The following is a 12366-nucleotide window of genomic DNA, read 5'->3' as shown; positions in this document are numbered from 1 at the left end:
CGACCTATGGCTAATCACGACCCGATTTCCGACATGCTCACCCGCATTCGCAATGCGAGTGAGAAGCGTCATCAATCCACCAAGGTGCCGGCTTCGCGCATGGCCCAAAGCATCGCCAAGGTGCTGCAACAGGAAGGTTTCATCGCCGAGATCACCGAAGAAGGTGAAGGCGTGATGAAGCACCTGGTGCTGGAACTGAAGTACAGCGGTAAGCACCGCCAGCCGATTATTCGCACCGTGCAGCGCGTCAGCAAGCCTGGCCTGCGCGTTTACAAGAACACTCGTCAGCTCCCCAAAGTGCTGGGCGGCCTCGGCGTGGCCATCATCTCCACCTCCAAAGGTGTGATGAGCGACCGCGACGCCCGCAAGCAGGGCGTCGGTGGCGAAGTGCTCGCTTACGTCTACTGATTAGGGGGATTGATTCATGTCTCGTATTGGTAAATCGCCGATTCCCGTTCCGGGCGGCGTCACCGTCAGCCTCAACGGCCTCGACGTCAAAGTCAAAGGCCCCAAAGGCGAACTGAGCCGCACCCTGCCTGACGGCGTGGCGGTTGCTCAGGACGGCAGCACCATCGTGGTGTCCCCCTCCAGCACCAGCCGCCGCTCCCGCGAGCGCCACGGTCTGTGCCGGACCCTCGTCGCCAACATGGTCGAGGGTGTCAGCAAGGGCTTCACCCGCAAGCTCGAGATCGTCGGTGTGGGTTACCGCGCCGCCGTTCAGGGCAAGAAGCTCGTCGTCAGCGCTGGCTACAGCCATCAGGTCGAAATGATCGCCCCCGAGGGCGTGACCTTCGCCGTTGACGGCAACACCACCGTGATTGTCTCCGGCCCCGATAAGGAGCTGGTCGGCAACGAAGCGGCCAAGGTTCGCGCCATCCGTCCCCCCGAGCCTTACAAGGGCAAGGGCATCAAGTACGAGGGCGAACGCATCCTCCGCAAGGCCGGTAAGACCGGTAAGAAGTGAGGTCTGCTTAAGCGTTTTTACCCAGTACTTCCATGTCCACCCTTTCCCGCAAGCAGCAGACACAAAAGCGTCACCGCCGTCTGCGCCGCAATCTCTCCGGCACCGCCGCGCGTCCTCGCCTGGCTGTGTTCCGCTCCAACAACCACATCTACGCCCAAGTCATCGACGACGTCGCCCAGAGCACCCTTTGCTCTGCGTCCACCGTCGATAAAGAGCTCCGCAGCAACGTCACCATCGGCGCCACCTGCGATGCTTCTGTCGCAGTCGGTCAGCTGGTCGCCAAGCGTGCCCTCGCCAAGGGCATTCAATCGGTGGTCTTCGATCGTGGCGGCAAGCTCTACCACGGCCGTGTCAAGGCCCTGGCTGACGCCGCCCGGGAAGCGGGCCTTCAGTTCTGATCCCTGCTCTCACCATGACCGAAACCAACAACAACCAGTCCAGCGCCATCCCAGCGGCAGCTGATGTGCCCGCAGCGGCCGAAGGCCAGCAGCAGGATCAGCGTCGTGGTGGTCGCGGCGAAGGCCGTGGCGACCGTCGCGGTGGCGACCGCCGTGGCCGCCGTGGCCAGGAGCGTGACTCCGAATGGCAAGAGCGCGTGGTGCAAATCCGCCGCGTCTCCAAGACCGTGAAGGGCGGTAAGAAGATGAGCTTCCGGGCCATCGTTGTCGTCGGCAACGAGAAAGGCCAGGTTGGCGTCGGCGTCGGCAAGGCTGGCGACGTGATCGGTGCCGTCCGCAAGGGCGTCGCTGACGGTAAGAAGCACCTGGTCAAGGTGCCCCTGACCCGTCACTCCTCGATCCCCACCCTGAGCAACGGTCGCGATGGCGCTGCCAGCGTCCTGATCCGCCCCGCTGCCCCCGGTACCGGTGTGATCGCGGGTGGTTCCATCCGCACGGTGCTTGAGCTCGCCGGCATTAAGAACGTGCTGGCCAAGCGCCTAGGCTCCAAGACCCCCCTCAACAACGCCCGCGCCGCCATGGATGCCCTGGCTGGCCTGCGCACCCACAAGGAGACCGCCAAGGAGCGTGGCATCTCCCTTGAGCAGATCTACTCCTGAGGCCCGCCATGACATCGCTCAACCTCCAAACCCTCAAGCCGCAAGCCGGCTCCCGCCGCCGCAAGCTGCGTAAGGGTCGCGGTATCGCCGCTGGCCAAGGCGCCAGCTGTGGTTTCGGTATGCGTGGCCAGAAGTCCCGCTCGGGTCGTCCGACCCGTCCTGGCTTCGAAGGTGGTCAGATGCCTCTGTACCGCCGGGTGCCGAAGCTCAAGCACTTCACCGTCATCAATCCGAAGAACTACACGGTGATCAATGTTGCGAAGCTTGCCGAGCTCAAAGCCGGCAGCACCGTCAACATCGACACCCTGGTCAAGGACGGCCTGGTGACCAACCCCAAGCACCCCCTGAAGGTCCTGGGTAATGGTGATCTGAGCGTGAAGCTGACCGTTCAAGCGGCCGCCTTCACCGCTTCTGCCCGCCAGAAGATCGAAGCTGCCGGTGGCACCTGCGAAGAGATCTGATCTCCGCCTGTCCACGGCCCATTAAGGTCAATGCCGTCTGGCGATCGATCCGATCACCAGACGGTTTTTTCTTGTTCGTCAACACCCGCCATGGTCGTCAGCCGGGGGCGTAACCCCAGTGCCGGTGAAATCCTCACGCAGCTGGTTCAAGCCAAGGACCTGCGCAACAGGGTTCTCATCACCTTGGGGCTTCTGCTCCTGGTGCGCCTGGGCATCTATATCCCCGTGCCTGGGATTGACCGCGCAGCCTTCCAGGCGTTCGCGTCTCAGGGTGGTTCCCTGCTGGGCTTCCTCGACATCTTCACCGGTGGCGGCATCTCCGCCCTCGGTGTCTTTGCTCTAGGGATCCTTCCTTTCATCAACGCCTCGATCATCATTCAGCTGCTGACTTCGGCCCTACCCCAGCTGGAGGATCTGCAGAAGAATGAGGGTGAGGCGGGCCGCCGCAAGATTGCCCAGTACACCCGCTATGTCGCTCTGGGCTGGGGTCTCTTTCAGAGCATCGTCTTTGCCCTGATCCTCAGGCCCTACGCACTGCCCGGGACGCCGGACTTGGTGTTCGTCGCCCAGACGGCAATTGCCCTGGTGACCGGTTCGATGGTGGTGATGTGGCTCAGTGAGGTCATCACCGAGCGCGGTATTGGCCAGGGGGCGTCCCTGGTCATCTATCTGAACATCGTCGCGACCCTGCCGCGGGCTCTGGGCTCCACCATTGAGTTGGCCCAAACCGGTGGTCGCGAGGCCGTCGGCGGCATCGTCGTTCTGGTGGCGGTCTTCTTGATCACCATCGTTGGCATCGTCTGCGTCGAGGAGGGCAGCCGCCGCATCCCCATCGTCAGTGCCAAGCGTCAGGTCGGTGGAGCGGGGATCTCCGCCCGTCAGAGCTATCTGCCTTTGAAGCTCAATGCCGGCGGCGTGATGCCGATCATCTTTGCCTCGGCGGTGGTCTTCCTACCCCTGCAGATCGCCAACTTCAGCAAGAACCCGACCCTGATTCAGATCGCCAGTTTCTTGAGCCCCAATAGCAGCACCCCTTGGGTCTATGCGTTGCTGTTCTTCGGTCTGATCATTGGCTTCTCGTTCTTCTACGCCACCCTGACGGTCCGTCCGGTGGATGTGGCCTCGAACCTGAAGCGGGGTGGGGTCGCCATCCCCGGAGTCCGTCCCGGCTCGGCTACCACGGCCTACCTGACCGGCATCCAGAACCGTCTCACCCTGCTTGGCGCCCTGTTCCTCGGGGCGGTTGCCATCGTGCCGTCGGCGGTTGAGTCCGCCACTCGGGTTCAGACCTTCCAAGGCCTCGGCGCCACCAGCCTGCTGATCCTTGTGGGCGTCGCCATCCAGACCGCGAAGCAACTGCAAACCGCTGTGATCTCGCAGCGCTACGAAGGCATGGTTCGCCAGTAATTCCCGGCCCCTTCGTTTTTCTTCTCTTCCTGCCATGAAGCAACGTCTCCTCTTCCTTGGCCCCCCCGGTGCGGGCAAGGGCACCCAAGCCCAGAAGCTGGCCGAGAGCCAAGGGCTGCTGCACCTCTCCACCGGCGATCTGCTGCGCGCTGAAGTCGCTGCCGGCAGTGAGTTGGGCAAAGAGGCCGAGGCGGTCATGGCCCGCGGCGAGCTGGTGAGCGATACCTTGGTGCTCGCCATCGTCCGCAGCCGGTTGCAAAACCACAGCGGTGGTTGGCTGCTGGATGGGTTCCCCCGCAATGTCGCCCAGGCTGATGCCCTGGCCAGCCTGCTCGAGGAGCTTGGCCAGCAGATCGAGCTCGTCGTTCTGATGGAACTCGATGACGGCGTCCTGGTGCAGCGTCTGCTCTCTCGCGGGCGGGCCGATGACAACGAGGAGGTCATCCGCCATCGCCTCGAGGTCTACCGCGAGCAAACCGAGCCTCTGATCGCTTACTACCGCGAGCGTGGCCTGATTGCGCCCGTCGAAGCGGTCGGTACGGTCGAGGCCATCGCAGAGCGGATCGCAGCCCTGTTGGGTTGACCCCTGTGGTAAGTTCGCTGTTTGGAAATTTGGAGAGACCGCTCCCATGAAGGTGCGTGCCTCGGTCAAGAAAATGTGCGACAAGTGCCGCGTGATTCGCCGGCATGGTCGGGTGATGGTGATCTGCGCCAACCCGAAGCACAAGCAGCGCCAGGGTTGATCCCCCGCTGACCTTGCCCCGGTCCGTTTGGACAAAACCCGGCTTGATCGTTGACCTCGGTTCTATCCGAGGCCCCCGCTTAGGCCTTTCCCCTGCTCACCCCAACGTTTTTTCAGTGGCTCGTATTGCCGGCGTTGATATTCCTCGCGACAAGAGGATCGAAATCGCCCTGACCTACGTCTACGGAATCGGCCTGACCACGGCCCAAAAGATTCTGGCCAAGACCGGTGTGAACCCCGACACCCGCGTCAAGGACCTGGAAGATTCCGACATTCAAAAGCTTCGCGGTGCAACCGAGAGCTACACCCTTGAGGGCGACCTGCGTCGTCAAGAGGGCATGGCCATGAAGCGCCTTCAGGACATCGGTTGCGTCCGTGGTCGTCGCCACCGCGTCGGTCTGCCCGTCCGCGGTCAGCGCACCCGCACCAACGCCCGTACTCGCCGCGGTAGCCGCAAGACCGTGGCCGGTAAGAAGAAGTAAGCCACCGCTTGCTTCAGGCCTATGGCCCCATAGCGCCTGCCGTTCGGCCGAGTGCGTGCCGTCGTCACCAGGTTGCTCCCTTAAGACCCCCGATCACCTCCCTGCTCTTGCAGGGCTTTATCCATGGCCAAGCCCGCCAAAAAGTCTGGTTCCAAGAAGACGAAGCGCAACGTCCCCAACGGCGTTGCTCACATCCAGAGCACGTTCAACAACACCATCGTCTCCATCACTGACACCGCCGGTGAAGTGATCTCCTGGAGCTCCGCTGGTGCAAGTGGTTTCAAGGGCGCCCGTAAAGGCACCCCCTTCGCCGCCCAAACCGCCGCTGAAGCAGCTGCCCGTCGCGCCCTTGAGCAGGGGATGCGCCAAATCGAGGTGCTGGTTCGCGGTCCTGGTTCCGGTCGTGAAACCGCCATCCGTGCTCTGCAGGTTGCTGGTCTCGAGATCACCCTGATCCGTGACGTCACCCCGCTGCCCCACAACGGTTGCCGCCGTTCCAAGCGTCGCCGGGTCTGATTCGACGCATCGACTAGCCCCAGAGGGGGGCCATCCACCTATCTGAGCTTCAGACCGTGTTGCAGTACCAGATTGATCGGGTTGAACACCAGATCGCTGACGATCGTTCCCAAACCGGCGTCTTCGTCATTGGCCCCCTTGAGCGTGGCCAGGCGACCACCCTGGGTAACTCCCTGCGCCGCATGCTGATGGGCGCCCTTGAGGGCAGCGCCATCACCGCCGTGCGCATCGCCGGCGTCAACCACGAATACGCCACCGTCCCCGGCGTTCGCGAGGACGTTCTCGACATTCTGCTGAACTGCAAGGACGTCGCCGTCAACAGCCGCAGCCGCGAGCTGGAGATCGGCCGCCTGGTGGTCAACGGTCCCGCCACCGTGACCGCTGGCGACCTGCAGTTCTCCTCCCAGGTGAGCGTGATCGACCCTGAGCGTCCGATCGCCACCGTCGCCGAGGGCCACAGCCTGGAGCTGGAAGTTCACGTCGAGCGTGGCGTTGGCTACCGCCCCGTTGACCGTCGTGTCGAGGACACCAGTGCCGTTGATCTCCTGCAGATCGACGCCGTGTTCATGCCCGTCCAGCGCGCCAACTACACGATCGATGAGACCGCGGTTGGCGAAGGCGGTTCCGCCCGCGAGCGCCTGCGTCTGGAGATCCTGACCGACGGCTCTCTGACGCCTGACGACGCGATGGCCCAGGCCGCCAATCAGCTGATCACCCTGATCCAGCCCATGGCGACCCTGACCATGGAAGAGGAGCAAAGCCAGGAGCCCGAGCCCTCCCCAGAAGCTCAGATCCCCCTTGAAGAGCTGAACCTTTCGGTTCGCGCCTACAACTGCCTGAAGCGCGCCCAAGTCAACTCCGTGTCTGACCTAATGGGCTTCAGCTACGAAGATCTGCTCGAAATCAAGAACTTCGGTTCCAAGTCGGCCGACGAGGTGATCGAGGCCCTCGAGCGCATCGGTATCTCCCTGCCCCAGAGCCGCACCAGCGCCTGATCGCGCAGCAGCACCTGTCTCCCCCTCGTTTCATCCGATTTAGTCATGCGTCACCAGTGCCGAGTCCCCAAATTGGGGCGTCCCGCCGACCAGCGCAAAGCCATGCTTCGCGCCCTGACCACCCAGCTGATCCGTGAGGGTCGTCTGACCACCACCAAGGCCCGCGCCAAGGCTCTCCGTGACGAAGCCGAGCGCATGATCACCCTGGCCAAGGACGGCAGCCTGGCCGCCCGTCGCCGAGCCATCGGCTACATCTACGACAAGCAACTGGTGCACGCCCTGTTTGACAAGGCCCAGGAGCGTTACGGCGACCGCAATGGCGGTTACACCCGCATCATCCGCACCGTCCCCCGCCGTGGTGACAACGCTGAGATGGCGATCATCGAGCTCGTCTGATCTCTAGAGATCCTTCGCTTGATCAGCACCACCGCGCGGAGGTCCGTCCTCTGCGCGGTTTTTTATGGCTTCAGAGGCATCAGCCTTGACCGACAGCACGCCCACCGAGCAGCTCAGGCGGACCGCCCTCTGTCTTCAATACGACGGTTCCGCCTACTGCGGCTGGCAGCGCCAGCCCCGGGACCCGAGCGTTCAAGAAACCCTGGAAGCCGCCCTGGCTCAGTTGGACCCCGGCGGACCGGCCACCGTGGTGGCGGCGGGCAGGACCGATAGCGGCGTCCATGCCTCAGGCCAGGTCGTTCACTTCGACTGCGCCGGTCCGATCCCCGCCCATCGCTGGCCCGCGGCCCTGAATGGCCGTCTCCCGGCCAGCATCCGGGTGCGTTCTGCTGCGCCGGTGGCGCCGGACTGGCACGCGTGCTTCTCGGCGACCTACCGGCGCTATCGCTACACGATCTACAACGCCCGGATCCCGAACCTCTTCCTGGCCCCCTGGAGCTGGCACCGCTACCAGTTCCAGCTTGATGAGGATCGGATGCGAGCGGCCCTCGAGGAGATGCTCGGGGAGCACGACTTCGCGGCCTTTGAGCGTGCCGGTAGCGCCCGTTCCCACTCTCGGACGACCCTGCAGGAGGTCTCGGTGCGGCGTCGGGGCGATCTGCTGGAGGTCGAGCTCCAGGCCAGTGGTTTCCTCTACGGGATGGTCCGCCTGGTGATGGGCCAGCTCGTGGCCGTTGGCGAGGGCCGGCTCAGCCTGGAGGCGTTCAGCCGTCGCTGGCGGAGTCAGGCCCGTGAGGAGGTCAAAGAAGCTGCTCCCCCACAGGGTTTGTGCCTGCTGCGGGTGGGCTACCCGAGTGAGATCTTTCCCAGGGCTGCCTGGTACGATTGTCAACCGCGGTATTTGCTGGAGGGCTCTGATGCACCGCCAGCAGCACCGGGTCAGTCCTTGCACTGACTGGGTCTGCCGGTCTCAGAGTTGACCTGCCGATGTCCATCGGCGGCCAGCCCCTGCCCCAAACCCTGTCCCCAGTAGTGGGGATCGGCGAAGCGGTAGGTTCACTCAACGAGCGATTGACACCCGAGTGATCGGGTGGCTGCCGTCATTAGTCGAGACCCACAGTCCAGACACCCTGTCCAACCCCACCCGCCTAAGCGTGGTGATGGGGTCCTATCCGAACCGGCCCGCCGGCGCGATGAACAAGACTCTCGTCCCTCCCCAGGATTCCTCAGCCCGCCAGTGGTATCTGGTGGACGCTGAGAACCAGACCCTCGGCCGGCTTGCCACCGAGGTCGCTTCGGTTCTGCGGGGTAAGAACAACCCCAACTTCGCCCCTCACATCGACGCCGGCGACTTCGTCGTGGTGATCAACGCTGAGAAGGTGAAGGTGAGCGGTAACAAGGCTTCCGACAAGCTCTACCGCCGCCACTCCGGTCGCCCCGGTGGCATGAAGACCGAAACCTTCGCTGCCCTGCAGGCACGGATCCCCGAGCGGATCATCGAGAAGGCTGTGAAGGGAATGCTCCCCCACAACGCCCTCGGTCGTCAGCTGTTCCGCAAGCTGAAGGTCTACAAGGGTGCTGAACACCCCCACGCCGCCCAGCAGCCCAAGGCTCTGGCCCTCGATCCCGCCGCTTCCACCAAATGAGCACCACCAAAGTCGTTTACTGGGGAACCGGCCGTCGTAAGACCTCCGTGGCACGCGTCCGCGTCGTTCCTGGCAATGGCACCGTGACCATCAATGGTCGGCCCGGTGACAACTACCTGAACTACAACCCCGCCTACCTGGCGGCCGTCAAGGCTCCTCTGCAGACCCTGGGTCTGGGCGCCGAGTACGACATCCTGGTCAACGTGCGTGGTGGCGGTCTGACCGGTCAGGCCGATGCGATCAAGCAAGGCGCTGCCCGCGCCCTGTGCGAGTTGTCCCCCGACAACCGCAAGCCTCTCAAGACCGAAGGCCACCTCAGCCGTGACCCCCGCGCCAAGGAGCGTCGTAAGTACGGCCTGAAGAAAGCCCGTAAGGCTCCTCAGTTCTCCAAGCGCTGATTGCGCTTTCGCCCCTCAGCCCCGTACCCGTCATGCCGAAGGCCGACATCCATCCCACCTGGTATCCCGATGCCAAGGTGATCTGTAACGGAGAAGTGGTGATGACCACTGGCTCCACCTCTCCCGAGATCCACGTCGACGTCTGGAGCGGCAACCACCCCTTCTATACCGGTACCCAGAAGATTCTGGACACCGAGGGCCGTGTAGACCGCTTCATGCGCAAGTACGGCATGGGCGGCGCCGGTGGCGCCGATGCCAAAGCCGAGAAAAAGGTCGACGCAGCCGACAACGCCTGATTTGTCCTTCACGTCTGTCGTGACCTCGATTCCTCAAGCCGGATGCTCTATGGGCGTCCGGCTTTTTTGCTGGCTTGAGCCGCTCCCATGGATGCTTCCTTTCTGCGTGAACGTCTAGAGACGGCGCGCGCCACCTTTGACACCCTGGAGCGCCAGTTGGCCGACCCGGATGTGGCGGCCAATCCAGCCCAGCTTGAGCCCATCGCCCGGGAGCGGGCTCGGCTGGAACCCCTGGTCAATGGCTATGACCAGCTCTGCCAATGGCGCAAACAGGAACAGGAGGCCAAGGAGCTCCTGAAGGAGTCCCGTGGGGACCAGGACATGGAAGCCCTCGCCCAGGAGGAGCTGAGCGGCTTGGCGACGCAGATCGCGGCCATGGAAGAACAGCTGACCCTGGCGCTTCTCCCCCGTGATCCCCGGGATGAGCGCAGCGTGATGCTCGAGATCCGTGCCGGCGCTGGCGGCGACGAGGCGGCTATCTGGGCCGGTGACTTGGCGCGGATGTATGAGCGCTACGCCCAGAGCGTTGGTTGGAAGGTGCAGCCGGTGAGTGCCTCGGAGGCGGAACTCGGCGGCTACAAGGAATTGATCCTGGCGATCCAGGGCGACAGCGTGTTCAGCCAGCTGAAATTCGAGGCGGGCGTGCACCGGGTGCAACGGGTCCCCGCCACCGAATCCCAGGGGCGCGTTCATACCTCCACGGCGACCGTCGCGGTGATGCCCGAGGCCGACCCCGTCGAGGTTCAGATCGACCCGACCGACCTGGAAATCAGCACGGCCCGCTCCGGCGGTGCCGGCGGCCAGAACGTGAACAAGGTGGAGACGGCGGTCGACTTGCTGCACAAGCCCACCGGCATTCGGGTCTTCTGCACCCAGGAGCGCTCCCAGCTTCAGAACCGAGAACGGGCCCTGGAAATCCTGCGGGCCAAGCTCTATGAGCGTGAACTAGCGGAGGCCAACGCCAAGGAGCGCTCGGCCCGCTTGGCCCAGGTGGGCAGCGGCGATCGCAGCGAGAAGATCCGCACCTACAACTACAAGGACAACCGCACGACGGACCACCGCCTCGGCCGCAACTTCTCGCTCGAGCCGGTGCTGCAGGGCCAGCTGGCAGAGCTGATTGGGGCTTGCGTCTCCGCCGACCAGCGCCGTCAGTTGGAGGCACTGGCCGACCAGGCCAGCGGGGTCAACTAGCGAGCGGTTCTTCCCAGCCGTCGACGTACTTGGCCCATTCCCGGTGGCCCCCGTTGGCCATCTGGCGCTGGGCTTCAAAGACCGCGCCGCTCACGGGCCGGCGTGGGGCGGAGTGCAGGGGCATGCTCGCCTCCTTAGGGGTGCGGTTGCCCTTGTGGACGTTGCAGCGGAGGCAGGCCGTGGTGACGTTGTCCCAGCTGTTGCTGCCGCCGCGGCTGCGGGGTAGGACGTGATCGATCGAGAGCCGCTCGCTGCTGCTGCCGCAGTACTGGCAGCGGTGGCCGTCGCGGTGGAAGACGTTCCGGCGGGTCAGGGGCAGGGGCCGGAAGGGGACCCGCACGAACTGCCGCAAGCGGATCACCGTCGGCAGCCCCAGCCCCGGCCGGAGTTGACGCCCCGGTGAATGCTCCAGCCCTTCGGCCTTGCCCTTGAGCACCATCACCGTGGCCCTGCGCCAGCTGGTGACGTTCAGGGGCTCGTAGGAGGCATTCAGAACCAGAACGGAGCCCATGGGAGCGCTGCCCGGGGAGCTGCGCTGGGCAACCCCGTAATTTCTATGCATGCTAGGTGCACTGCCAAGGGCGGATGGTTGACGCATCGCCTGCTGCTGCCTTCGATGACCCCGCAGCCGCGGCCTTGCTGCCGCAGCCCCATCCGCGCCAGAGGGCCTGGGTTGAAATCGACGAAGCGGCGATCCAGGTCAACGCGGATGCCCTGAGGCGCTCCCTACACCCCGGCTGTGCCCTGATGGCCGTGGTCAAGGCCGACGGCTATGGCCATGGGGCCGTGCCCGTCGCCCGCTCGGCGGCCGCTGGTGGCGCCAGCTGCTTCGGTGTCGCGACCCTCCAGGAGGGGGTCGAGTTGCGTCAGGCGGGGCTCGATCAGCCCGTCCTGGTGCTCGGCAACCTCAGCCATCCCGATGAATTGCGGGCCTGCCTGCACTGGCAGTTGATGCCCACCCTCAGCGGCATGCGCGAGGCCCTGCTCTGCCAGAACCTGGCCAGTGGTAGTGGCCGCCAGCTGGCGGTTCACCTGAAATTGGACACCGGCATGACCCGCCTAGGGGCGCCCTGGGAGGAGGGACCGCGCCTGGTGGAGGCCATTCAGGGCCTGGATGCGCTGCAGATGGCCGGGGTCTATTCCCATCTGGCCGGAGCGGATGCCCCCGGAGATGGCCTCGATGCCCTCACGGCGACCCAGCAGCAGCGTTTTGATGCGGTCCTCAGCGGCCTACAGCAGCAGCAGTTGGCCCCGGGCTGCCGCCACCTGGCGAATTCTGCGGGGACCCTGCGCAGCCCGCAGCTGCACTACGACTTGGTGCGGGTTGGGCTAGCCCTCTACGGCCAACGGCCCTCGGAGCACCTTGGCGCTGGGCTGAGCCTGCAGCCGGCGATGCACGTCCGCGCCCGGGTCAGCCTGATTCGCGAGGTGCCCGCCGGGGTCGGGGTGAGCTACGGCCATCGGTTCGTCACTCAGCGCCCCAGCCGTTTGGCGGTGGTGGGCATCGGCTATGCCGATGGTGTCCCGCGGCTGCTCTCCAATCGCCTGGAGGTGCTCTTCGCCGGGCATCGGCTGCCCCAGGTGGGGGCGATCACGATGGATCAACTCGTGCTGGACGCCACCGACGTGCCCGCGCTGGAGGCCGGCAGCGTGGTGACCTTGCTCGGGGAGGAGGCCGGGGAGCGGATCGATCCGCAGGCCTGGAGTGAGCCGATCGGAACGATTCCTTGGGAGATCCTCTGCGGTTTCAAACATCGCCTGCCGCGGCTCCCCCAACGAGCTGGCCGCGGTGCCAGCGCCTGATAGTCTTTGCGG

General features: G+C 64.6%; 19 protein-coding genes. 18 read left to right on the top strand and 1 reads right to left on the bottom strand.

All coding sequences use genetic code 11. From position 1 onward, the window contains the following. The first annotated feature begins 6 nt into the window (after window positions 1–6). The 17 genes from rpsH (at window position 7) to prfA (ending at window position 10551) form a co-directional block, all read left to right on the top strand. Window positions 7–408, top strand: a complete 402-nt coding sequence (gene rpsH / locus H0O22_RS08040) for a 30S ribosomal protein S8 (RefSeq protein ID WP_010314954.1) — start codon at window positions 7–9, stop codon at window positions 406–408. Window positions 409–424: 16 nt separating this feature from the next. Further along, window positions 425–964 (top strand): 50S ribosomal protein L6, encoded by a 540-nt coding sequence (gene rplF / locus H0O22_RS08035; protein WP_185186180.1) that lies wholly within the window; start codon window positions 425–427, stop codon window positions 962–964. 32 nt (window positions 965–996) lie between these two features. Beyond that, window positions 997–1362: a 50S ribosomal protein L18 gene (gene rplR / locus H0O22_RS08030; RefSeq protein ID WP_185186179.1), complete on the top strand. Its 366-nt coding sequence runs from the start codon at window positions 997–999 to the stop codon at window positions 1360–1362. Between the two features lie 14 nt (window positions 1363–1376). Beyond that, window positions 1377–2021: a 30S ribosomal protein S5 gene (rpsE, locus tag H0O22_RS08025; protein ID WP_185186178.1), complete on the top strand. Its 645-nt coding sequence runs from the start codon at window positions 1377–1379 to the stop codon at window positions 2019–2021. Between the two features lie 8 nt (window positions 2022–2029). After that, complete coding sequence (rplO, locus tag H0O22_RS08020; protein WP_185186177.1) at window positions 2030–2482, top strand: 50S ribosomal protein L15; 453 nt, start codon at window positions 2030–2032, stop codon at window positions 2480–2482. Between the two features lie 90 nt (window positions 2483–2572). Beyond that, complete coding sequence (gene secY / locus H0O22_RS08015) at window positions 2573–3889, top strand: preprotein translocase subunit SecY (protein ID WP_185186176.1); 1317 nt, start codon at window positions 2573–2575, stop codon at window positions 3887–3889. A 34-nt stretch (window positions 3890–3923) separates the two neighbouring features. After that, window positions 3924–4472 carry an adenylate kinase gene (locus tag H0O22_RS08010; protein ID WP_185186175.1) on the top strand — a complete coding sequence of 183 codons (549 nt, stop codon included), beginning with the start codon at window positions 3924–3926 and terminating at the stop codon, window positions 4470–4472. Window positions 4473–4518: 46 nt separating this feature from the next. Then, window positions 4519–4632 carry a 50S ribosomal protein L36 gene (rpmJ, locus tag H0O22_RS08005; RefSeq protein WP_010311631.1) on the top strand — a complete coding sequence of 38 codons (114 nt, stop codon included), beginning with the start codon at window positions 4519–4521 and terminating at the stop codon, window positions 4630–4632. Window positions 4633–4747: 115 nt separating this feature from the next. Next, window positions 4748–5113 carry a 30S ribosomal protein S13 gene (gene rpsM / locus H0O22_RS08000; protein ID WP_185186174.1) on the top strand — a complete coding sequence of 122 codons (366 nt, stop codon included), beginning with the start codon at window positions 4748–4750 and terminating at the stop codon, window positions 5111–5113. 123 nt (window positions 5114–5236) lie between these two features. Next, window positions 5237–5629, top strand: a complete 393-nt coding sequence (gene rpsK, locus H0O22_RS07995) for a 30S ribosomal protein S11 (RefSeq protein WP_010314991.1) — start codon at window positions 5237–5239, stop codon at window positions 5627–5629. Window positions 5630–5685: 56 nt separating this feature from the next. Continuing rightward, a complete protein-coding gene (locus tag H0O22_RS07990; protein WP_185186173.1) occupies window positions 5686–6624 on the top strand; it encodes a DNA-directed RNA polymerase subunit alpha in 939 nt (312 codons plus the stop codon). 45 nt (window positions 6625–6669) lie between these two features. Further along, window positions 6670–7020: a 50S ribosomal protein L17 gene (rplQ, locus tag H0O22_RS07985; RefSeq protein WP_010314995.1), complete on the top strand. Its 351-nt coding sequence runs from the start codon at window positions 6670–6672 to the stop codon at window positions 7018–7020. An 85-nt stretch (window positions 7021–7105) separates the two neighbouring features. Then, window positions 7106–7975: a tRNA pseudouridine(38-40) synthase TruA gene (gene truA, locus H0O22_RS07980; protein ID WP_370521418.1), complete on the top strand. Its 870-nt coding sequence runs from the start codon at window positions 7106–7108 to the stop codon at window positions 7973–7975. 238 nt (window positions 7976–8213) lie between these two features. Beyond that, entirely contained in the window at window positions 8214–8666 is a 453-nt protein-coding gene (gene rplM / locus H0O22_RS07975; protein ID WP_185188371.1) for a 50S ribosomal protein L13, read from the top strand. Next, entirely contained in the window at window positions 8663–9064 is a 402-nt protein-coding gene (gene rpsI, locus H0O22_RS07970; RefSeq protein ID WP_185186171.1) for a 30S ribosomal protein S9, read from the top strand. The genes rplM and rpsI overlap by 4 nt, the downstream gene beginning before the upstream one ends. Window positions 9065–9096: 32 nt before the next feature. Continuing rightward, on the top strand, window positions 9097–9360 hold the full coding sequence (gene rpmE, locus H0O22_RS07965) for a 50S ribosomal protein L31 (RefSeq protein ID WP_185186170.1): 264 nt from the start codon (window positions 9097–9099) through the stop codon (window positions 9358–9360). A gap of 87 nt (window positions 9361–9447) precedes the next feature. Next, window positions 9448–10551, top strand: a complete 1104-nt coding sequence (prfA, locus tag H0O22_RS07960; protein WP_185186169.1) for a peptide chain release factor 1 — start codon at window positions 9448–9450, stop codon at window positions 10549–10551. Here prfA and H0O22_RS07955 read toward each other — a convergent pair. Further along, window positions 10544–11062: an HNH endonuclease gene (locus H0O22_RS07955; protein ID WP_185188370.1), complete on the bottom strand. Its 519-nt coding sequence runs from the start codon at window positions 11060–11062 to the stop codon at window positions 10544–10546. The two genes, prfA and H0O22_RS07955, sit on opposite strands and share 8 nt — an antisense overlap. Before the next feature lie 74 nt (window positions 11063–11136). Here H0O22_RS07955 and alr point away from each other — a divergent pair, with 74 nt between their 5' ends. Further along, complete coding sequence (alr, locus tag H0O22_RS07950; RefSeq protein ID WP_185186168.1) at window positions 11137–12354, top strand: alanine racemase; 1218 nt, start codon at window positions 11137–11139, stop codon at window positions 12352–12354. The last annotated feature ends 12 nt before the right edge of the window (window positions 12355–12366 follow it).

The sequence above is a fragment of the Synechococcus sp. LTW-R genome, from assembly GCF_014217875.1.
Lineage (GTDB): Bacteria > Cyanobacteriota > Cyanobacteriia > PCC-6307 > Cyanobiaceae > Vulcanococcus.
The sequence above is the reverse complement of the archived record's forward strand: the minus strand, read 5'-3'. Positions and strand labels throughout refer to the sequence as shown.